The organism is Streptomyces venezuelae (assembly GCF_008642355.1).
Classification (GTDB): domain Bacteria; phylum Actinomycetota; class Actinomycetes; order Streptomycetales; family Streptomycetaceae; genus Streptomyces; species Streptomyces venezuelae_B.
In genome coordinates this window covers 2,141,395-2,161,287 of the sequence record NZ_CP029193.1, presented here as the reverse complement: position 1 = coordinate 2,161,287, position 19,893 = coordinate 2,141,395, and the positions used below count along the sequence as shown (strand labels likewise).

General features: G+C 72.1%; 17 protein-coding genes. 4 read left to right on the top strand and 13 right to left on the bottom strand.

Features of this window, described 5'->3' with window-relative positions; all coding sequences use genetic code 11:
* Positions 1-4: 4 nt before the first annotated feature.
* A complete protein-coding gene (locus DEJ47_RS10030; protein WP_150166996.1) occupies positions 5-637 on the bottom strand; it encodes a TetR family transcriptional regulator in 633 nt (210 codons plus the stop codon).
* 133 nt (positions 638-770) lie between these two features.
* Here DEJ47_RS10030 and DEJ47_RS10025 point away from each other — a divergent pair, with 133 nt between their 5' ends.
* A complete protein-coding gene (locus DEJ47_RS10025; RefSeq protein WP_150166994.1) occupies positions 771-1,574 on the top strand; it encodes an SDR family NAD(P)-dependent oxidoreductase in 804 nt (267 codons plus the stop codon).
* A 15-nt stretch (positions 1,575-1,589) separates the two neighbouring features.
* Here the strand turns inward: DEJ47_RS10025 and DEJ47_RS37600 are convergent, their stop codons facing one another.
* Both DEJ47_RS37600 and DEJ47_RS10015 read right to left on the bottom strand, forming a co-directional pair.
* On the bottom strand, positions 1,590-1,799 hold the full coding sequence (locus tag DEJ47_RS37600) for a chemotaxis protein CheB (protein WP_150166992.1): 210 nt from the start codon (positions 1,797-1,799) through the stop codon (positions 1,590-1,592).
* Between the two features lie 54 nt (positions 1,800-1,853).
* A complete protein-coding gene (locus DEJ47_RS10015; protein WP_190415745.1) occupies positions 1,854-2,375 on the bottom strand; it encodes a DUF4240 domain-containing protein in 522 nt (173 codons plus the stop codon).
* A 134-nt stretch (positions 2,376-2,509) separates the two neighbouring features.
* Between DEJ47_RS10015 and DEJ47_RS10010 the strand changes: the two genes are divergently transcribed.
* A complete protein-coding gene (locus DEJ47_RS10010) occupies positions 2,510-3,436 on the top strand; it encodes an SDR family oxidoreductase (protein ID WP_150166988.1) in 927 nt (308 codons plus the stop codon).
* On the opposite strand, the gene DEJ47_RS10005 is transcribed toward DEJ47_RS10010, so the two are convergent.
* The 7 genes from DEJ47_RS10005 to DEJ47_RS09975 all read right to left on the bottom strand — a co-directional run bounded on the left by DEJ47_RS10005 (position 3,427) and on the right by DEJ47_RS09975 (position 14,214).
* Positions 3,427-4,398, bottom strand: coding sequence for a helix-turn-helix transcriptional regulator (locus DEJ47_RS10005; RefSeq protein WP_150166986.1), 972 nt, complete (start codon positions 4,396-4,398; stop codon positions 3,427-3,429). The two genes, DEJ47_RS10010 and DEJ47_RS10005, sit on opposite strands and share 10 nt — an antisense overlap.
* Before the next feature lie 81 nt (positions 4,399-4,479).
* Complete coding sequence (gene aceE, locus DEJ47_RS10000; protein WP_150166984.1) at positions 4,480-7,176, bottom strand: pyruvate dehydrogenase (acetyl-transferring), homodimeric type; 2,697 nt, start codon at positions 7,174-7,176, stop codon at positions 4,480-4,482.
* A gap of 277 nt (positions 7,177-7,453) precedes the next feature.
* Positions 7,454-8,077 (bottom strand): GntR family transcriptional regulator, encoded by a 624-nt coding sequence (locus tag DEJ47_RS09995; RefSeq protein WP_150166982.1) that lies wholly within the window; start codon positions 8,075-8,077, stop codon positions 7,454-7,456.
* Between the two features lie 135 nt (positions 8,078-8,212).
* Positions 8,213-10,006, bottom strand: a complete 1,794-nt coding sequence (gene sucB, locus DEJ47_RS09990) for a 2-oxoglutarate dehydrogenase, E2 component, dihydrolipoamide succinyltransferase (protein WP_150166980.1) — start codon at positions 10,004-10,006, stop codon at positions 8,213-8,215.
* 59 nt (positions 10,007-10,065) lie between these two features.
* Positions 10,066-11,454, bottom strand: a complete 1,389-nt coding sequence (lpdA, locus tag DEJ47_RS09985) for a dihydrolipoyl dehydrogenase (RefSeq protein WP_150166978.1) — start codon at positions 11,452-11,454, stop codon at positions 10,066-10,068.
* A gap of 295 nt (positions 11,455-11,749) precedes the next feature.
* Positions 11,750-13,297 (bottom strand): leucyl aminopeptidase, encoded by a 1,548-nt coding sequence (locus DEJ47_RS09980; RefSeq protein WP_150166976.1) that lies wholly within the window; start codon positions 13,295-13,297, stop codon positions 11,750-11,752.
* A 134-nt stretch (positions 13,298-13,431) separates the two neighbouring features.
* Positions 13,432-14,214 carry an adenosylcobinamide-GDP ribazoletransferase gene (locus tag DEJ47_RS09975; RefSeq protein ID WP_150166974.1) on the bottom strand — a complete coding sequence of 261 codons (783 nt, stop codon included), beginning with the start codon at positions 14,212-14,214 and terminating at the stop codon, positions 13,432-13,434.
* An 87-nt stretch (positions 14,215-14,301) separates the two neighbouring features.
* On the opposite strand from DEJ47_RS09975, the gene DEJ47_RS09970 reads away from it, so the two are divergent.
* A complete protein-coding gene (locus DEJ47_RS09970; protein ID WP_150166972.1) occupies positions 14,302-15,057 on the top strand; it encodes a hypothetical protein in 756 nt (251 codons plus the stop codon).
* Here DEJ47_RS09970 and DEJ47_RS36370 read toward each other — a convergent pair.
* The 3 genes from DEJ47_RS36370 to cobT form a co-directional block, all read right to left on the bottom strand.
* Positions 15,006-15,695 (bottom strand): hypothetical protein, encoded by a 690-nt coding sequence (locus tag DEJ47_RS36370; RefSeq protein ID WP_161237255.1) that lies wholly within the window; start codon positions 15,693-15,695, stop codon positions 15,006-15,008. The two genes, DEJ47_RS09970 and DEJ47_RS36370, sit on opposite strands and share 52 nt — an antisense overlap.
* Entirely contained in the window at positions 15,692-17,458 is a 1,767-nt protein-coding gene (locus tag DEJ47_RS09960) for a phosphatidylglycerol lysyltransferase domain-containing protein (protein WP_150166970.1), read from the bottom strand. Before DEJ47_RS09960 ends, DEJ47_RS36370 begins: the two co-directional genes overlap by 4 nt.
* A 111-nt stretch (positions 17,459-17,569) precedes the next feature.
* A complete protein-coding gene (cobT, locus tag DEJ47_RS09955) occupies positions 17,570-18,673 on the bottom strand; it encodes a nicotinate-nucleotide--dimethylbenzimidazole phosphoribosyltransferase (protein WP_150166968.1) in 1,104 nt (367 codons plus the stop codon).
* A 158-nt stretch (positions 18,674-18,831) separates the two neighbouring features.
* Between cobT and DEJ47_RS09950 the strand changes: the two genes are divergently transcribed.
* A complete protein-coding gene (locus DEJ47_RS09950; protein WP_150166966.1) occupies positions 18,832-19,887 on the top strand; it encodes a class I SAM-dependent methyltransferase in 1,056 nt (351 codons plus the stop codon).
* The last annotated feature ends 6 nt before the right edge of the window (positions 19,888-19,893 follow it).

Below are 19,893 nucleotides of genomic sequence, written 5' to 3'. Positions count from 1 at the left end.
CGCCTCAGCCCGCGTCGTCCGGGAGCCGCCCGCCCAGGAGCCTGCGCAGGCAGCGTGCCGCCAGGTCCGCGGGAGAGTCCGGGCCCGTGACGTCCGCGTCCGTCTCCGCCCAGGTCTCCAGGGCGATCCGGATCGCGTCCGTCGCCGCGGCGGCGGCGAGGCGGACGTCGAGGGGCCGCGCGCCCGCGCCCAGGAGTTCCGCGACGACCGGGCGCAGCTTGTCCTCGGACTCCTGGTTCACGCGGTACCAGACCGCTCGCAGCGCCGGGTCGCCGGCGGCCGCGCGGAGCAGCCCGCGGGCCTGCCGCAGCCCGTCCGCCGCCGCCTCGTCCGGCACGGCGAGCGCCTCGGAGATCGCGCAGCCCAGGGCGTCGGGAAGCGGCGCGCCGGGTTCGGTGGCGGCGAGGTGTGCGCGCCAGCGGTCGCCGCCGACGGCGAGCAGCGGGCCCACCGCGTCCTGCTTGGTGCGGAAGTAGCGGTAGAAGGTGCGCAGCGCGACCCCGGCACGGCCCGCGATGGCCTCGGCCGTGGTGCCGTCGGTCCCGCGCGCGGTGAAGAGTTCGGCGGCGGCACGGGCGATCTCCAGCTGGGTCGCCAGCTTGCGGCGCTCCGTGAGGGGGAGGGGCGGGGTACTCATGCGGTGAAGCCTACGTCGAGTACGCCAGAGTGGCCGCACGAGCCAATGTGGCACAACGTGCCATCCAGGCGTACGGTGAAGGCGTTCGCGCGACACGACGCGCACCCGCCACCCGAGAGACCCGGAGACCGCCATGACCGCCCCCCAGACCCTGAACCGCTACGAAGGCCGCCGCGCCCTGGTCACCGGCGGCGGCTCCGGCATCGGCCAGGCGACCGTGCTGCGCATGCTCGCCGAGGGAGGACGCGTCGTCGCCGCCGACGTCAGCGAGGACGGCCTGCGCGACACCGTGGCCAGGGCGGGCGCCGACGCCGAGCGCCTGACCACCGTCGTCGTGAACATCGCGGACGAGGCCTCGGTCCGCGCGGGCGTCGCCGCGGCCACCGACGCGCTCGGCGGCCTCGACGTCCTCGTGAACGCCGCGGGCATCCTGCGCTCCTCGCACACCCACGAGACCACCCTCGACGCCTTCAACCAGGTCATAGCCGTCAACCTCACCGGCACCTTCCTGGTGATCCGCGAGGCGGTCCCGGCGCTCCTGGGCGGCAACGGCCCCGCCGTCGTCAACTTCAGCTCGACGTCCGCGATGTTCGCCCACCCGTACATGGCGGCCTACGCGGCGAGCAAGGGCGGCATCCAGTCCATGACGCACGCGCTGGCCGCCGAGTACGGCAAGCAGGGCATCCGCTTCACCGCCGTGCAGCCCGGGTCCATCTCCTCAGGGATGACCGACGGGTCGGGGGCCAGCAGGCAGAGCGTGGGCCCCGGCCTGCCCGCCGACGCCGACATGAGCCTGTTCGTGAAGCTCGCGCCCGCCCTCGGTCAGGGCTTCGCGGGCCCCGAGACCGTTGCCTCCGTCGTCGCCATGCTCGCCTCGGACGACGGCCGCTTCATCACCGGCACCGAGGTCCGCGTCGACGGCGGCACCCACTTCTGAGAGCCGTCGCTCTCGTCAGCGGCCCGGCAGCAGCCTGTTGAGGGTCGGCGCGATGTCTTCGAGGTCGGGCACGAAGTCCGCGGAGCCCGTGTCGACCGCGTCCTCGGGCATCCCGTGGAACTCGGCGGACGCCGGGTCCTGCTCGAAGAGCCGGCCGGCCGCCGACGCGCGGAATCGACCCGGCCGGCCCGATTCAGGGAGAGGTCCTTCGGGTTCTTCACGCACAGATGGTGGTCGGGCGGCGCGATGTACACCGTCCCCGCCCGGAGGCTCTCCCCGTCAATCCGCCATGAAGCGGTCCCAGAGCTTCGGGTAGCGCTGTGCCATCACCGCGTCGTTCTCGAAGTCGATCGCCGTGCCCTCCGGTTCGGCAGGGGCGGGGGCGACGCCGAGTTCCGGCGCGACGACCCCGGTGAGCTGCTCGTACGCCTCGTCGGCGGCGTAGCCGAGCTCCTCGCCGTCGCCGTCGAGCTCCTCGTCGAAGTCGCCCAGGAGGTCGGCGAGCGCGTCCGGATCGTGCACCGCCCCCTCGAAGACCTCCCGCCCCTGGCCGATCAGCCAGCACCGGAACCAGTCGAACGCGTCGTCGCTCGCGCCGCCGAGCAGCACCCAGGCAGCGCCCCACAGGTCCCAGCGGTACGCGCGGTTGTAGCGGGCCTCGAAGTGACGGGCGAAGTCGAGGACGGAGTCCGGATCGGACTGCAGCAGTCTCTCGACGAGCAGCTCGGCGTGGTCCTCGGGGTCGCCGCCGGCGGCCTCGCGGGTACTGTCCACGATCTCCCAGAACTCCGTCTCGTCCATCACGGGTCCAGCATCGGTCCTGCGGAGTGGGGGCGCACGCGGAGTGCGCAGGAATGCGGCTGTCTCGTTATGCGTGCACATGCCCGTGGAAAAGGCGACAGGAGTTGTCGGCTTTTGGTGGAAGCCTCAAGGACATGGAGACCACGCAGAACCTGACCGGAAAGATCGCTCTCGTCGCGGGCGCCACCCGCGGCGCCGGCCGCGCCATGGCCGTGGAGCTCGGCCGCGCCGGAGCCACCGTCTACGTCACGGGCCGCACCACCCGTACGCACACCAGCGAGATCGGCCGCGGCACCGAGACCATCGAGGGGACCGCCGAACGCGTCGACGCGGCGGGCGGCCGGGGCATCGCCGTCCCCACCGACCACCTGGAATCCGAGCAGGTGGCCGCCCTGGTCGACCGGATCGACCGCGAGCAGGGCCGCCTCGACATCCTCGTCAACGACATCTGGGGCGGCGACATCCACGTCGAGTGGGACAAGAAGATGTGGGAGCACGACCTCGACAAGGGGCTGCGCATCCTGCGCCTCGGCATCGAGACCCACATCGTCACCAGCCACCACGCGCTGCCGCTGCTCACCAGGAACCCCGGCGGCCTCGTCGTCGAGGTCACCGACGGCACCGCCGAGTACAACGGCCCCAACTACCGCAAGCCCTTCTACTACGACCTCGCGAAGGCGGCGCCGCTGCGCATGGCCCGCGACCTCGCCGAGGAGCTCAAGGAGTACGGCTGCACCGCGCTCTGCCTCACCCCGGGCTGGCTGCGCTCGGAGGCGATGCTCGACACCTACTTCAAGGTGACCGAGGACGACTGGCTGGCGGGCACCGAGCAGAACCCGCACTTCGCGATCTCCGAGACACCGACGTTCGTGGGCCGCGCCCTCGTCGCCCTCGCCGGTGATCCGGATGTCGCACGCCACAACGGGAAGTCGCTCTCCAGCGGCGGCCTCGCCAAGGAGTACGGGTTCACGGACGTCGACGGCTCGGCGCCGGACGCCTGGCGTTACCTCACGGAGGTCGACCAGGAGAGCAGGACGGCGGACGTCACCGGCTACCGGTAGAGGGCCGCCGCCCTCGCGGCGGCCTCCGCGAAGCGTGCGCGCAGCCCCGGCGGCTCCAGGACCTCGGCCTCCGGGCCGAGCGCCATGAGCTGCGTGTACGCCACGTCCTCGTTCTCGACGGGCAGCGTGACCGTGACCCGCCCCGACGCGTCCGGCTCGCCCGCCGTCTCCATCGCCTCCCGCGCGACGACGCGGTCGGTGGCGTACGGCAGCTGCCGTACGCCCGCCGCCGAGAGCCGCACCACGGCACGGGACCGCAGGATCGCCCGCGCGAACTGCTCGGCCCGCTCCTCCCAGAACCCCGGCAGGTCGAACTCCTCGTCCCGCGCGAACCGTTCGCCGCCCGCCGCGACCGCCGTGAACCGGTCGATGCGGTACACGCGGTACGCCCCCGACTCCGGCACCCGCGCGCACAGGTACCAGACCCCGGCCTTCAGCACGAGCCCGTACGGCTCCAACTCCCGCTCCACCTCGGTGTCCTGGCGGCGATAGCGTGCGGTCACCTTCCGGTCGTCCCAGACCGCGTCCGCCACGGCGGGCAGCAGCTCCGGGGCGGGCGTCTCCCGGAACCAGGCCGGCGCGTCCAGATGAAACCGCTGCGCGGCGGTCCGCGGGGCGTCCCGCAGCGACGGCATGAGCGCCGCCGACACCTTCAGACGGGCCGCCGACGCAGCGTCCGCGAGCCCCATCTCCCGCAGCGCGCCCGGCACCCCGGACAGGAACAGCGCCTCCGCCTCGCTGCGGCCGAGCCCCGTGAGGCGGGTGCGGTAGCCGCCGATCAGCCGGTAGCCGCCGGTGCGGCCCCGGTCGGCGTAGACCGGGACGCCCGCCTCGGACAGCGCCTGCGCGTCGCGCGTGATCGTCCGCTCGGACACCTCCAGCTCGGCGGCGAGCTCGGCGGCGGTCATGGAAGGCCGGGCCTGGAGCAGCAGGACCATCTTGATGAGGCGGGCGGCGCGCATGGCTCCATCATGCCGCCGCGTACAAACGGGCGCGGCCCCCGCCGTCAGGCAGGGGCCGCACCCGTTCGTCGAGCCGGAGGGCTACAGGCCGTACTTGGCCCGCGCCTCCTTCACCGCCGAGGCCGGCACCTCGCCGCGGCGGGCGAGCTGCGCCAGCGCGGCGACGACGATCGACTCCGCGTCGATGCCGAAGTGACGGCGGGCCGCGTCACGCGTGTCGGACAGACCGAAGCCGTCCGCACCGAGCGAGGAGTAGTCCTGCTCGACCCACTGCGCGATCTGGTCGGGGACCTGACGCATGTAGTCGGAGACGGCCAGGACCGGGCCCTGCGCGCCCTCCAGCGCCGTACGGATGTACGGGACGCGCTCCTCACCGCGCAGGATGGCCTCGTCGGCCTCCAGCGCGTCACGGCGCAGCTCCGTCCATGAGGTCGCGGACCACACGTCGGCGGCCACGCCCCACTCCTCGGCGAGCATCTTCTGCGCGGCGAGGGTCCAGTGGATGGCCGTACCCGAACCGAGCAGCTGGATGCGCGAGGCGTTGGCAGCGGGGGAGAGGCCCGCGGACTCCGCCGTGTTGAAGCGGTACAGGCCCTTGACGATGCCCTCGTCGACACCCGCGGGCTTCGCGGGCTGCGGCATGGGCTCGTTGTAGACCGTGAGGTAGTAGAAGACGTTCTGGTCTTCGCCCTCGTGGGCCTCGCCGTACATGCGGCGCAGACCCTCCTTGACGATCGCGGCGATCTCGTACGCGAACGCCGGGTCGTAGGAGAGAGCCGCCGGGTTGGTGGCCGCGATCACCGGCGAGTGGCCGTCCGCGTGCTGCAGACCCTCACCCGTCAGCGTCGTGCGGCCCGCGGTGGCGCCGACGAGGAAGCCGCGGCCGAGCTGGTCGCCGAGCTGCCACATCTGGTCGGCCGTGCGCTGCCAGCCGAACATCGAGTAGAAGATGTAGAACGGGATCATCGCTTCGCCGTGCGTCGCGTACGACGTGGACGCGGCGATGAAGTCCGCCATCGAACCGGCCTCGGTGATCCCCTCGTTGAGGATCTGGCCGTCCTTGGCCTCCTTGTAGTACATCAGCTGGTCGCGGTCGACCGGCTCGTACGTCTGGCCCTTCGGCGAGTAGATGCCGAGCGACGGGAAGAGCGACTCCATGCCGAAGGTGCGCGCCTCGTCGGGGACGATCGGCACCCAGCGCTTGCCGGACGTCTTGTCGCGCACGAGGTCCTTGACCAGGCGCACGAACGCCATGGTCGTCGCCACCGACTGCGAACCGGAACCCTTGTCGAACGAGGCGAACGCCTTGTCGGCCGGGGCGGGCAGCGGCGCGAGCGGCTGCGTGCGGCGGGCCGGGGCCGGACCGCCGAGCGCGGCACGGCGCTCCTGGAGGTAGCGGACCTCGGGGGAGTCGGCGCCGGGGTGGCCGTAGGGCACCTGGCCGTCGACGAAGTCGCTGTCCGGGATCGGCAGACCGAGCAGGTCGCGCATGTCCTTGAACTCGTCCACCGTCAGCTTCTTCATCTGGTGGTTGGCGTTCTTGGACTCGAAGCCCTTGCCGAGGGTGAAGCCCTTGACCGTCTGCGCGAGGATCACGGTCGGCGCGCCCTTGTGGGTGAGCGCCGCACGGTAGGCCGCGTAGACCTTGCGGGCCTCGTGGCCGCCGCGCGAGAGGTGGAAGCACTCGCTGATCTTGTCGTCGCTGAGCAGCTTGCCCAGTTCGACGAGGGCGGGCTCGGCACCGAAGAAGTGCTCGCGGATGTACGCGGCGTCGCGCGTCGCGTACGTCTGGAACTGCGCGTCCGGCACCTCGCGGAGGCGGCGGACCAGGGCGCCAGTGGTGTCGAGCTGGAAGAGCTCGTCCCAGGCGTTGCCCCACAGGACCTTGATGACGTTCCAGCCGGCACCGCGGAACTGGGCCTCCAGCTCCTGGACCACGCGGAAGTTGGCGCGGACCGGGCCGTCGAGGCGCTGCAGGTTGCAGTTGATGACGTACGTGAGGTTGTCGAGGCCCTCACGCGCGGCCAGTGCGAGGGCCGCCGTCGACTCGGGCTCGTCCATCTCGCCGTCACCGAGGAACGCCCACACGTGCGAGGCGGAGACGTCCTTGATGCCGCGGTTGGTGAGGTACCGGTTGAAGCGCGCCTGGTAGATGGCGGAGAGCGGGCCCAGACCCATGGAGACGGTCGGGAACTCCCACAGCCAGGGCAGGCGGCGCGGGTGCGGGTAGGAGGGCAGGCCGTTGCCGCCGGCCTCCTGGCGGAAGTTGTCGAGCTGCGTCTCGTTCAGGCGGCCGTCGAGGAAGGCGCGGGCGTAGATGCCGGGGGAGGCGTGACCCTGGATGTACAGCTGGTCGCCGGAGCCATCGCCCTCCTTGCCCTTGAAGAAGTGGTTGAAGCCGGTCTCGTACAGCCAGGCCGCGGACGCGAAGGTCGCGATGTGGCCGCCGACACCGTGCTTGGAGCCGCGCGTGACCATGGCGGCCGCGTTCCAGCGGTTCCACGCCGTGATCTTGCGCTCCATCTCCTCGTCACCGTCGACAGCCGGCTCGGCGGAGGTGGGGATGGTGTTGACGTAGTCGGTCTCGAGCAGCTTGGGCAGCGCCAGGCCCGCGCCCTCGGCGCGCTCCAGCGTGCGGCGCATGAGGTATGCGGCACGGTGCGGCCCGGCCGCCTCGGTGACGGCGTCCAGGGAGGCCTGCCATTCGGCGGTCTCCTCGGGGTCGCGGTCCGGGAGCTGGTCGAGCTCGCTCGGCTGGATTGCGGAGGGGTCGGTCATGTCGCCGCCTTCCTGAGTCGGAGGGGGTCCCCTGTTCGGTAAGGGGTGGGGGTGCCCGGTGTCTTGGCAGGACAGGGCGTGAAGCTCTGGTCTGAGCCCGTCGGAGACTGTAACTCCGTGATCGATGATCGATCAAAGGGTTGAAGAGGAAAACCTCTCTATATGGAGAAAGTAGGCATCGGGTGCCAGCAAAGCGGGCACGCGGTGCCTTCGTTTTGAAGGGTTTACGCAGGTGAGAGCACGTTTGGAGTCAAGGCGCGACGGATGAGCGCGGGTGTCACGCGCGCGGCGCGCACCCCAGCACATGGGACTTGACCAGGTCCGCGATGGCCGGGTCACGGCGCCGGAAGGCGGAGACCAGGGCCTCGTGCTCCTCCGCGTACGACTGCTGGACCGTCCCCAGCCAGCGGATGGAGAGCGCCGTGAAGACCTCGATGCCGAGGCCCTCCCAGGTGTGCAGGAGGACCGAGTTGTCCGCGGCGCGCACCAGCTCGCGGTGGAAACCGACGGTGTGCCGCACCTGGGCCGTGCCGTCCGAGGCACGGTCCGCCTCGTAGAGGGCCGCCACGTGGGGCTCCAGGGCCGAGCAGTCCTCGGCGAGCCGCTCGGCCGCCAGCTCGGCGGCGATGGCCTCCAGACCCGCACGGACCGGGTAGCTCTCCTCCAGGTCGGCGGCGGTCAAGTTGCGTACGCGCACCCCCTTGTTGGGCGCCGACTCGATGAGGCGGAGCGTCTCCAGCTCGCGCAGCGCCTCACGGACAGGGGTCTGGGAGACCTCCAGTTCCACCGCGATGCGACGCTCCACGATGCGCTCGCCCGGCTTCCAGCGCCCGCTGACGATCCCCTCCACGATGTGCTCGCGGATCTGTTCGCGCAGCGAGTGAACGACGGGCGCGGTCATGTGGGCTCCTCCGGCGGGGCAGCGCCCCAGGGCGTTGTGACCCCTAGACAATACGGCGACGCCCCCGTCCGGAAACCTCCGAACGGGGGCGTACGCGCTGATGAGACGAGTCTTACAGCCGCGGGGGCCGCAGGACTACAGGCCGAGCTCGACCTCGAACTCGCCGGCCTCCAGGATCGCCTTGACCGCGGTCAGGTAGCGGGCGGCGTCCGCGCCGTCCACCAGACGGTGGTCGTAGGAGAGCGACAGGTACGTCATGTCACGGACGGCGATGGTCTCGCCCAGGTCCGGGTGGTTGATGACGACCGGGCGCTTGACCGTGGCACCGATGCCGAGGATCGCGGCCTGGTTCGGCGGCACGATGACCGTGTCGAACAGGGCGCCGCGCGAACCGGTGTTGGAGATCGTGAAGGTGGCGCCGGACATGTCGTCCGGGGTGAGGCCACCGCCACGCGCCTTGCCGGCGAGCTCCGCGGTCTTCTTCGAGATGCCGGCGATGTTCAGGTCGCCCGCACCCTTGATGACCGGGGTCATCAGACCCTTCTCGGCGTCCACGGCGATGCCGATGTTCTCCGAGTCGAAGTACGTGATGGTGCCTTCGTCCTCGTTGATCCGGGCGTTGATGACCGGGTGGGCCTTCAGCGCCTGGGCGGCGGCCTTGACGAAGAACGGCATCGGCGAGAGCTTGACGCCCTCGCGGGCCGCGAAGGAGTCCTTCGCCTTGGCGCGCAGCTTCATCAGCTTGGTGATGTCGACCTCGACGACCGAGGTCAGCTGGGCCTGCGAGTGCAGGGCCTTCATCATGTTGTCGCCGATGACCTTGCGCATGCGGGTCATCTTGACCGTCTGGCCGCGGAGCGGCGAGACCTCGAGGGCCGGGGCCTTCGAAGCGGCTGCCGGGGCAGCGGCGGCGGCCGGAGCCGGGGCCGACTTCTTGGCCTCGGCGGCGGCGATGACGTCCTGCTTGCGGATGCGGCCGCCGACACCGGAACCGGTGACCTCGGAGAGGTTCACGCCGTTCTCGTTGGCCAGCTTGCGGACCAGCGGCGTCACGTACGCACCGTCGTCGGCCGGGGAGGCCTGCGCCGGGGCGGCGGGCGCGGCCGGAGCCGGCTGGGCTGGGGCGGGCTTGGCCGGAGCCGCGGGCTGAGCCGGAGCCGGGGCGGCAGCGGCGGGCTGGGCCGGGGCGGCGGGGGCGGCGGCCGGAGCGGCCGGGGCCGCGGGCTGCGCGGGGGCGGCCGGAGCCGGAGCCGGGGCCTCCTCCTTGGCCGGGGCGGCCGGTGCCGGGGCCTCGGCCTGCGCCGGAGCGGCACCGGGCGCACCGATGACGGCGAGCTTGGCGCCGACCTCGGCGGTCTCGTCCTCACCGACGACGATCTCGAGCAGCACGCCCGCGACCGGCGAGGGGATCTCGGTGTCGACCTTGTCCGTCGAGACCTCCAGGAGGGGCTCGTCGGCCGCGACCTCCTCGCCGACCTCCTTCAGCCAGCGGGTGACGGTGCCCTCGGTGACGGACTCGCCGAGCGCGGGCAGGGTGACCTCGGTGCCCTCGGCGGAACCGCCGGACGGGGCCGGGGCGGCGGGCGCCTCGGCCTGGGCCGGGGCCTCCTCCTGCTTCGGGGCCTCCTCCTGCGCGGGGGCGGCCGGGGCCTCGGCCTGCGCCGGGGCGGCCGAGCCACCCGCGTCGCCCGAGCCGTCGTCGATGACGGCGAGCTCGGCGCCGACCTCGACGGTCTCGTCCTCGGCGACCTTGATGGACGCCAGGATGCCGGCGGCCGGGGAGGGGATCTCGGTGTCGACCTTGTCGGTCGACACCTCGAGCAGCGGCTCGTCGGCCTCGACGCGCTCGCCCTCGGCCTTCAGCCAACGGGTGACAGTGCCCTCGGTGACGCTCTCGCCGAGCGCCGGAAGGGATACGGAAACCGCCATGGTTTCAGTTGCTCCTTACGAAATTGCGGAAGTCTGGTCGTCGCGCCCGATGACTGAGGTCAGTCGTGGGAGTGCAGCGGCTTGCCCGCCAGGGCCAGGTGGGCCTCGCCGAGCGCCTCGTTCTGGGTCGGGTGGGCGTGGATGAGCTGGGCCACCTCGGCCGGCAGCGCCTCCCAGTTGTAGATCAGCTGGGCTTCGCCGACCTGCTCGCCCATGCGGTCGCCGACCATGTGGACGCCGACCACGGCACCGTCCTTGACCTGGACGAGCTTGATCTCGCCCGCGGTCTTGAGGATCTTGCTCTTGCCGTTGCCCGCGAGGTTGTACTTGAGGGCGACGACCTTGTCCGCGCCGTAGATCTCCTTGGCCTTGGCCTCGGTGATGCCCACGGAGGCGACCTGGGGGTGGCAGTACGTCACCCGGGGCACGCCGTCGTAGTCGACCGGGACGGTCTTGAGACCGGCCAGGCGCTCCGCCACCAGCATGCCCTCGGCGAAGCCGACGTGCGCGAGCTGGAGGGTCGGCACCAGGTCGCCCACGGCCGAGATGGTCGGGACGTTGGTCTGCATGTACTCGTCGACGAGGACGTAGCCGCGGTCCATGGCGACGCCCTGCTCCTCGTAGCCGAGGCCCTGCGAGACCGGGCCCCGGCCGATGGCGACCAGGAGGACCTCGGCCTCGAAGGTCTTGCCGTCGGCGAGGGTCACGCGGACGCCGTCCTGCGTGTACTCGGCCTTGTCGAAGAACGTGCCGAGGTTGAACTTGATGCCGCGCTTGCGGAACGCGCGCTCAAGAAGCTTGGAGCTGTTCTCGTCCTCGACGGGCACGAGGTGCTTGAGGCCCTCGATGACCGTGACGTCGGCCCCGAAGGACTTCCACGCCGAGGCGAACTCGACGCCGATGACGCCGCCGCCCAGGATGATCGCGGACTTCGGCACGCGGTCCAGGGTCAGGCCGTGGTCCGAGGAGATGATGCGGTTGCCGTCGATCTCCAGGCCCGGCAGCGACTTCGGCACGGAGCCGGTCGCGAGGAGGACGTGGCGGCCCTGGACACGCTGACCGTTCACGTCGACCGAGGTCGGGGAGGAGAGCTTGCCCTCGCCCTCGATGTACGTCACCTTGCGGGAGGCGACGAGACCCTGCAGGCCCTTGTACAGGCCCGAGATCACGTCGTCCTTGTACTTGTGGACGGCCGCCATGTCGATGCCCTCGAAGGTGGCCTTCACGCCGAACTGGTCGGCCTCGCGCGCCTGGTCGGCGATCTCGCCGGCGTGCAGCAGCGCCTTCGTGGGGATGCAGCCGTTGTGCAGGCAGGTGCCGCCGAGCTTGTTCTTCTCGATCAGTGCGACGTCCAGGCCCAGCTGCGCTCCGCGCAGGGCCGCGGCGTAACCGCCGCTACCGCCGCCGAGAATCACTAGGTCGAAAACGGTGCTGGCGTCGTTCGCCACGTCACGTCCTCCATGCATGTGCGCCGTACGCCGGACCCCTTTGCGCGGGGGACGACCGGTCGGTCGGCTGGTATTCGGCCGCTCTTGTTTCGGCCCTTTGGTGGGGGCCCTGTCCTGCCGAGAACCCATCTTCGCACTTGTCGGCGGGAGACGGGACGCCGGGCCAGGCTGTGAGACGTCGGATCGACCGTCTCCAGGGCCATCTCTTGCGTACGAACGTACGGATTTCGTCGAGGGCGAAATCACCGAGGGCCCCGGACACCAGAAGGGTCCGGGGCCCTCGGTACGTGCGCGATCAGCCCAGGTCGCCCGCGGCGGTGTGCTCGGCGAGCCGGACCAGGGTGCGGACGGCGGAGCCGGTGCCGCCCTTGGGGGTGTAGCCGTAGGGGGCGCCCTCGTGGAAGGCCGGGCCCGCGATGTCGAGGTGGGCCCAGGTGATGCCCTCGCCGACGAACTCCTTCAGGAAGAGACCGGCGACCAGGCCGCCGCCCATGCGCTCGCCCATGTTGGCGATGTCCGCGGTGGGAGAGTCCATGCCCTTGCGCAGGTCGGTGGGGAGCGGCATCGGCCAGGACGGCTCGCCGACCTCCTCGGCGATCTCGTGGACCGAGGCGCGGAACGCGTCGTCGTTGGACATGATGCCGAAGGTGCGGTTGCCCAGCGCCACCATCATGGCGCCGGTCAGGGTCGCGACGTCGACGATCGCGTCCGGCTGCTCCTCGGAGGCCTTGGCGATGGCGTCGGCCAGGACCAGGCGGCCCTCGGCGTCGGTGTTGAGGACCTCGACGGTCTTGCCGCTGTACATCCGCAGGACGTCGCCGGGGCGGGTCGCGGAGCCGGACGGCATGTTCTCGGCGAGCGCCAGCCAGCCGGTGACGTTCACCTCGAGGCCGAGGCGCGCGGCGGCGACGACGGCGGCGAAGACCGCGGCGGCACCGGCCATGTCGCACTTCATGGTCTCGTTGTGACCGGCGGGCTTCAGCGAGATGCCGCCCGAGTCGTACGTGATGCCCTTGCCGACGAAGGCGAGGTGCTTCTTCGCCTTCGAGCTCGTGTACGAGAGCTTCACCAGGCGCGGCGGGGCGTCCGAACCGGCGCCGACGCCGAGGATGCCGCCGTAGCCGCCCTTGGTGAGGGCCTTCTCGTCCAGGACCTGGACCTTGATGCCGTGCTCCTTGGCCGCGGCCTGGGCGACGGCGGCGAAGGCCTCGGGGCTGAGGTCGTTCGGCGGGGTGTTCACCAGGTCGCGGGCGCGGTTGAGCTCCTCGGCGACGGCGACGGCGCGCTCGACGGCGGCCTTGTACGCCTTGTCGCGGGGCTTGCCGCCGAGCAGGGCGACCTCGGCGAGCGGCGCCTTGGCGTCCTTGCCGTTCTTCTTCGCGGCCTTGGCGTCGGCCTGGCCCTTGTACGCGTCGAACGAGTAGGCGCCGAGCAGGGCGCCCTCGGCCAGCGCGCCGGCGTCCGCGGGCTCCTCGACGGGCAGCGCGAACGCGGCCTTCTTCGAACCGGTGAGGGCGCGCGCGGCGGCACCGGCGGCGCGGCGCAGGGCGTCCGTGCCGTACGTCTCGTCCTTCTCCGGGACCTCGCCGAGACCCACCGCGACGACGACCGGGGCCTTGAAGCCGGACGGCGCGGGGAGCTTCGTCACCTCACCCTCGCCGCCCGAGGCGCCGAGGGTCTCCAGGACGGACGCGAGCTTGCCGTCGTACGCCTTGTCCACGGCCTCGGCGCCGGGGGCGACGACCAGGCCACCCTTGGATCCAGCGCCCTTCGCGACACCGACGACGATCGCGTCGGCACGCAGGCCGGTCGCGGCGGCGGTGCTGAGAGTCAGAGCAGTCACGGTGGTGAGGTCCTCTTTCAGTGAGTTTCGTCGGGCTGTGGGTGGTGAGCCCGTCGCGAGCCTACGCCCGTGAGCGCTGCGGTGCGCCTCACTGTGTGTGTTCGGCGCGGTGGGAGCGCGGGGTGGGGCCGGCGTCAGCCCAGGGCGAGCACGATCAGGGTGCCGGTCGCCGCTGTCTCCGCGAGGCCGCCGAAGACGTCGCCGGTGACCCCGCCGAACCGCCGGACGCAGTGCCGGAGCAGCAACTCGGCGGCGCCGAGGGCGAGGACGACGGCCGCCGCGCCCCGCACGGCACCGGCGGGACCGAAGAGCAGACCGGCCCCCGCGGCGGCGGCCACGACGAGGACGGCGACCCCGGCCGCACGGGCGCGCGGGACCACTCCGGCGACGGCGGCGCCGAGCCCTTCGGGGCGCGCCGGTGGCACTCCGTCGCGGGCGGCGACGGTGAGGGCGAGGCGCGCGGCGGTCGCCGAGACGACGGCGGCGAAGGCGCCGCGCGCCCACGACGCCTCGTACAGCTGGAAGAGCACCGCCACCTGCGCGAGCAGCACGAAGAGCAGGGTGATGACGCCGAAGGGGCCGATGTCGGACTGCTTCATGATGCGCAGCGCGTCGTCGGCGGGCTTGGCGCTGCCGAGGCCGTCGGCGGTGTCGGCGAGCCCGTCGAGGTGCAGGCCGCGGGTGAGGGCGGCGGGGGCCGCCGCGGTCGCGGTGGCGGCGAGCAGGGGGCCCGCGCCGAGGGCCGTCAGGGCGCCGCCGACGCCCGCCGCGCAGAGGCCGACGACCAGTCCCGCGAGGGGCGCGCACTGCATGCCGGCGCGGGCGGCCGTGCGGTCCCATCGGGTGAGGCGGACGGGCAGCGCGGTGAGGGTGCCGAAGGCGAAACGTATGCCGTCGGCGGGGGAGGTTCTGGACACCGCGGCAGGCTACCCCGCGGGAACGTTCCGGCCTGCGGATCACTCTTCCGGGACGGAGGATGGGCGCATGGACGTCTGGCGGGCCGCATGAACGACTGGTGGTACCGGAACATCGTCGAGCCGGGGAAGCTGCCGCTTCTGCTCGCGCTGGTCTCGTTCGTCGGGTCGTTCCTGGTCACCCGGACCATCACGCGGCTCATCAGGGCGGGCAAGGGGCCGTTCCGGAACATCAGCACGGGGGACGTGCACATCCACCACGTCGTGCCGGGCATCTTCCTCATGCTGGTCGGCGGGTTCTGGGCGGTGGCCGCGGGGCGACACGGCGTGGGGCCGCTGTACGCCGCCGTCATCTTCGGGATCGGCGCCGGGCTCGTGCTCGACGAGTTCGCGCTGATCCTCCACCTCGACGACGTGTACTGGAGCGAGCAGGGCCGCAAGAGCGTGGAGGTCGTCATGCTCACGGCCGCCCTGGTGGTGCTCGTGCTCACCGGTTTCACGCCGTTCGGGGTGAACGACCTGACGCCGATGGAGCGGCACAACAGGGCGCTGTTCGCGCTGAACGTCGGCATCAACTGCGCGTTCTCCCTCATCGCGCTCCTCAAGGGCAAGCTGCGCACCGCCCTGATCGGCATGGTGGTGCCGTTCGTCGCGCTGGTCGGCGCGGTCCGCCTGGCCCGGCCGGGGTCGGCGTGGGCGCGGCGGTTCTACCGCAACCGGCCCAGGGCACGCGCGCGTGCGGGACTGCGGGCCTTCCGGCACGACCGCCGCTGGACGGGGCCGCGCCGCAGGCTTCAGGACTGGATCGGCGGCTTCACACCGGACCGGGCGCCGCCGCCCCGGTGACGCGGTGCCGAGAGCGCGCACAGCACGAGCACGGCGGCGATGGCGGCCAGGTGCTCCTTGCCCGCGAGGTTGTCCTTGAACAGCACCTCGACGACCATCAGGACGGCGACCAGGACGGCGGTGAAGTACGCGCGGTAGCGCAGGCACACGAAGACGGCGAGGCCCACGACGGCGGCGGACGGACCGGTGTCGACGACCTGCGCGTCGGACGCGGGGAGACCGATCGGGTTGTCCGGCCCCAGTTCGATGGCCACGCGCGCGTAGAGCGTTCCGGCGAGCGTGGCCACGTACGCGATGAGGAGCGTGCGCCACCGGCCCAGACAGATCTCCGCGATCCCGAAGACGAGCAGGATCTGCACCAGCGCGCCCCACACGGGCAGGTCGAGCGCGGGCACGAAGAGGGAGAGCGGGGTGCGGAGCAGGGCGAGCGGGAGCGGGTCCTCGGCGCGCACGCAGCCGATGTTCTGGACGAACCGGTAACCCCACGGCTGGTTCTGCGCGTACTGGAAGAGCGCGGTGAGGCAGACCGCGGCCAGCGTCATGGGCACGGCCCGCCACCGTCGGGCGGCGAGCGCGCCGCGCACGGTGGAGAAGAGCTCTCCCCACTCGGCGCGGGCGCGGCGGGCCAGGGCACTCATCGTCTCGACTCCAGGTGTTTGCGGTGCAGCCACTTCGGCAGGCCCGGCGCTTCCAGGAAGCCCTCCGCGCGGCCGGAGGCGACACCGATGCGCAGCAGGTCGACGCTCTTCTCGAAGAGGAGGAACCGGGGCTCCCAGATCGGCCGGTACTTGGCGTTGGCGCGGTAGAGGGACTCGATCTGCCACCACCGGGAGAAGAAGCTGAGCAGCGACCGCCACAGGCGCAGGACCGGTCCCGCGCCGAGCCGCGAGCCACGTTCGAAGACCGACCTGAACATCGCGAAGTTGAGCGACACCTGAGTGATCTTGATCTCGGGGGCGCGCTGCAGGAGTTCGATGACCATGAACTCCATCAGGCCGTTCTCCGCGTCCCGGTCACGGCGCATCAGGTCGAGGGAGAGGCCGTGCGGCCCCCACGGGACGAAGGAGAGCAGCGCCCGCAACGCGCCGTCGCCGTCCGTGCATTCGAGCATCACGCAGCGGCCGTCCGCCGGGTCGCCCAGCCGCCCGAGCGCCATCGAGAAGCCGCGTTCGGTGGCGCCGTCGCGCCAGTCGTCGGCGCGCTCCAGGAGGGCCGCCATCTCGTCGGCGGGGATGTCCTCGTGGCGGCGGATGCGGACCGTGTAACCGGCGCGCTTCACGCGGTTGTACGCCTGCCTGACGGTGCGCATGGCCCGCCCGTCGAGGGTGAACTCGGCGATGTCGACGATGGCTTCGTCGCCCAGCTCCAGGGCGTCGAGGCCGTGCCGGGCGTAGATCGTGCCCGCCTCCTCGCCGGCGCCCATCACGGCGGGGATCCAGCCGTGCTCACGGGCCTCCTCCAGCCAGGGCTCGATGGCACCGGGCCACGCCTCGGGGTCGCCGATGGGGTCGCCGGAGGCCAGGGAGACACCGCCGACGACGCGGTACGCGACGGCCGCCTTGCCGGTGGGGGACCACACGACGCTCTTCTCGCGGCGCAGCGAGAAGTAGCCGAGGGAGTCGCGGTCGCCGTACCGGTCGAGCAGTGCGCGCAGCCGCTCCTCGTCGTCCTCGGTGAGCGGGTCGACCGCCCGGCGGGAGCGGAACGCCGCGTACAGCACGGCGCAGAGCAGCAGTGCGCTCAGGATGTTGATGGCGACGTTGACCCAGCCGGGCGTGGTGATGCCTTCGAAGCGCTGGTCGTCGGCGGCCAGCGAGACCAGGCGCATGGTGCCGTACCGCCAGCGGTCCAGGAACGTCGAGCGGTAGTCGTCGTGCGCGGTGTTGGTGGCGGTGACGAGCAGCGCGGCGATCAGCGAGGTCACCAGGAGTCCGCCGGCCGCGACGGCCGAGGCCAGCTTCGGGTTGGAGCGGTCGCCCTTGGCGTAGAACTCGCGGCGGCCGACGACGAGCGCGGCGACGAAGGCGGCGGTCAGGATCAGGGAGATCCAGTTCTGCGCGTACGCACGCACCTCCGGGAAGAGCATCGCGAAGGCGAACAACAGCAGGAAGAGCCCGCCGAGCACCAGGTTGAGGATCCACGCGGCGCGCTTGCGGCGCCGCATGGTGATCGCCAGGAACAGCGTGAACGCCCCCGACGCGAAGCCGGCGGTCAGCATGTACGGCGTGAAGTAGTTCTCCGTGTTGTGCTGCCGCAGGTCCTGCCCGAGGGAGACCCAGACCGCGCTCAGGAAGTTGATGAACGTGACGACCCGGAGGTACCACACGGCGAATCCCGCGGCACGGCGCTGTATGACGGTGCGTGATTTCTGTCGCCCGGCGACGACCTGCTCATCTCCCATGAAAAGGGATCATATGGGCAGCGGGCCATTGGAGATGATCCGGCGGGTTCTGTCCGGTTCGCTCTCGCCGGGTGTCCCGGTCCCGCGCCCGCCGGACGGCTCGGTCGCAGGCTAACCCTCTGCGGGCGCCTCGGTCGTCTCGGGCGCCGCGGACGTCTCCGCCGCCTCGGGCTTCCGCTCCGGCAGCTCCGCCGCCAGCGCGGCCGCGGCCTGCACCAGCGGCAGCGCCAGCAGCGCGCCCGCGCCCTCGCCGACCTTCACGCCGTGCGAGAGCAGGGGATCAAGCGCCATCCGGTCGAGCGCCTTGCTCTGCGCGGGCTCCCCGCTGTCGTGCCCCGCGAGCCACCAGTCCGGCGCCCGGAAGGCGACCCGCTGGGCCACCAGGGCGGCCGCCGACGCGACGACACCGTCCAGGATCACCGGCGTGCGGCGCACCGCGCACTGCAGCAGGAAGCCCGTCATCGCCGCGACGTCCGCGCCGCCCACCGCCGCCAGCAGCTCCAGTTGGTCGCCGAGCACGGGCCTGGCCCGCCGCAGCGCGTCCCGCACCACCGCGCACTTGCGCATCCACGCCAGGTCGTCGATGGGCTCGCCGCCCCGCCCGGTCACCACCGAGGCGTCGGTCCCGCACAACGCGGCGACCAGCGTCGCGGCGGGCGTCGTGCCGCCCACGCTCACATCGCCGAGGACGACAAGATCGGTGCCCGAGTCCGCCTCCTCGTCGGCGACGGCCATGCCCGCGCGCAGCGCCTGCTCGGCCTCCTCGGCGGTCAGCGCGTCCTCGACGTCGATCCGGCCGGAACCGCGCCGCACCCGGTGGCCCGCCACCTCGGCGGGCAGCTCCGCGGGGTCGCAGTCCAGTGCCATGTCGACGACGCGGACCGGTACCTCCAGGCGCCGCGCGAGGACGGCCGCCGGGGTCTCACCGGCCAGCACGGAACGCACGAGAGCGGCGGCGCCGCCCGCGGGCCGCGCCGACACACCCAGCTCGGAGACGCCGTGGTCACCCGCGAAGAGGACCACGCGCGGCTGCTCGACCGGTCGCACCGGCACCGCGGACTGGGCCGCCGCGAGCCACTCGCCGAGCTCGTCGAGACGGCCCAGCGAGCCGGGTGGCACGGACTGCCGCTCCCGGCGTTCCTCGGCGTCGCGGCGGACCCCGCCGTCGGGCCGCTCGATCAGGTCGGTGAAGTCGTCGAGATTCAGCGAGCTCATTCGCCGAACAGTACCGGGAGCGGCACGGATGTCGCTCGAACGGCCCTGCGAGCCGCGTCCGGCAGGGCATCGCCGCATGACGGCACCGCAAATGCGGGAATGGTCCCTTACCTGCCTTTACTTTCCTGTTTGTCCCGGCTTCTTCCAGGAGTGCGACCATGACCACGGATGCCGTCGCCCACCGAGTCGCCGCCCGGCGCTCCGTCTACCTCGCCGAACTCGCCCAGGGCACCGAGCGGTTCCACGAGCCGCGTCGCACCGACTGTCCCTGGTGCGGTTCCGAGCGGCTGCGGGCGCGGCTGCGCACCGCCGACCTGGTCCAGCACAAGCCGGGAAACTTCCGGCTCGACCGGTGCGGCGACTGCGGCCACTGCTTCCAGAACCCCCGCCTCACCCCCGAAGGCCTCGCCTTCTACCGCAGGGACGCACGCGAGGGATCCGTCCTGCCCCGGCTCTCCCACGCCCGGGTCCGCGCCCGCGCCCACGGCCGTGCCCGCGCGCTCGGCGCCCTCGACGAGCCCGAGTGCTGGCTGGACGTCGGCACCGGTGCGGCGCACTTCCCGGCGCTTGCCAGGCAGGTCCTGCCCTACACCTCCTTCGACGGCCTCGACGCGGGCGCCGGTGTCCTGGAGGGGCTGCGGCGCGGCCGCATCGAGGAGGGCCACCGGGGCTCCCTCACCACGCTCGCCGCACCCCTCGCGGGCCGCTACGACGCGCTGAGCATGTTCCACACCCTCCAGCACGCCCCCGACCCGCGCGCGGAGCTCAGGGCCGCGCGCACGGTGCTGCGCCCCGGCGGGCACCTGATGATCGAGGCCCCCGACCCGCGGTGCCGCTACGCCCGGCTGCTCGGCAAGTGGTGGGCGTCGTACGGCCAGCCGCGGCACCTGCACCTCGTGCCGCTCGCCAACCTCCGCGTGGAGCTGGAGAGACTCGGCTTCACGGTCGTCGGCGTCGAGCGCCGCGCACCGCACGTACCGCTCGACCTGGCCTCAGCCGTCGCGCTGTTCGTCAACGGCCGCATCCCCGCCCCCGACGTGCCGTGGCGCGCCAAGGCCGTGTCCCCGCTCCGGCTCCGCCTGCGGCAGGCCGCCTGGTGGGCGACCGTCCCGCTCCTTGTCCTCGCCCGTACCCTCGACACGCTCCTGTGCCCTCTGCTCACCCGCACCGGCTTCTCCAACACCTACCGGATCATCGCCCGCAGAGGCGCCTAGCGGATA

Excerpts from the sequence above, each read along its gene's own strand:
- DEJ47_RS10030 (WP_150166996.1), bottom strand. The coding sequence starts at position 637 with ATGAGTACCCCGCCCCTCCCCCTCACGGAGCGCCGCAAGCTGGCGACC.
- DEJ47_RS10025 (WP_150166994.1), top strand. The coding sequence starts at position 771 with ATGACCGCCCCCCAGACCCTGAACCGCTACGAAGGCCGCCGCGCCCTG.
- DEJ47_RS10015 (WP_190415745.1), bottom strand. The coding sequence starts at position 2,375 with ATGGACGAGACGGAGTTCTGGGAGATCGTGGACAGTACCCGCGAGGCC.
- DEJ47_RS10010 (WP_150166988.1), top strand. The coding sequence starts at position 2,510 with ATGGAGACCACGCAGAACCTGACCGGAAAGATCGCTCTCGTCGCGGGC.
- DEJ47_RS10005 (WP_150166986.1), bottom strand. The coding sequence starts at position 4,398 with ATGCGCGCCGCCCGCCTCATCAAGATGGTCCTGCTGCTCCAGGCCCGG.
- aceE (WP_150166984.1), bottom strand. The coding sequence starts at position 7,176 with ATGACCGACCCCTCCGCAATCCAGCCGAGCGAGCTCGACCAGCTCCCG.
- DEJ47_RS09995 (WP_150166982.1), bottom strand. The coding sequence starts at position 8,077 with ATGACCGCGCCCGTCGTTCACTCGCTGCGCGAACAGATCCGCGAGCAC.
- sucB (WP_150166980.1), bottom strand. The coding sequence starts at position 10,006 with ATGGCGGTTTCCGTATCCCTTCCGGCGCTCGGCGAGAGCGTCACCGAG.
- DEJ47_RS09970 (WP_150166972.1), top strand. The coding sequence starts at position 14,302 with ATGAACGACTGGTGGTACCGGAACATCGTCGAGCCGGGGAAGCTGCCG.
- DEJ47_RS36370 (WP_161237255.1), bottom strand. The coding sequence starts at position 15,695 with ATGAGTGCCCTGGCCCGCCGCGCCCGCGCCGAGTGGGGAGAGCTCTTC.
- DEJ47_RS09960 (WP_150166970.1), bottom strand. The coding sequence starts at position 17,458 with ATGGGAGATGAGCAGGTCGTCGCCGGGCGACAGAAATCACGCACCGTC.
- cobT (WP_150166968.1), bottom strand. The coding sequence starts at position 18,673 with ATGAGCTCGCTGAATCTCGACGACTTCACCGACCTGATCGAGCGGCCC.
- DEJ47_RS09950 (WP_150166966.1), top strand. The coding sequence starts at position 18,832 with ATGACCACGGATGCCGTCGCCCACCGAGTCGCCGCCCGGCGCTCCGTC.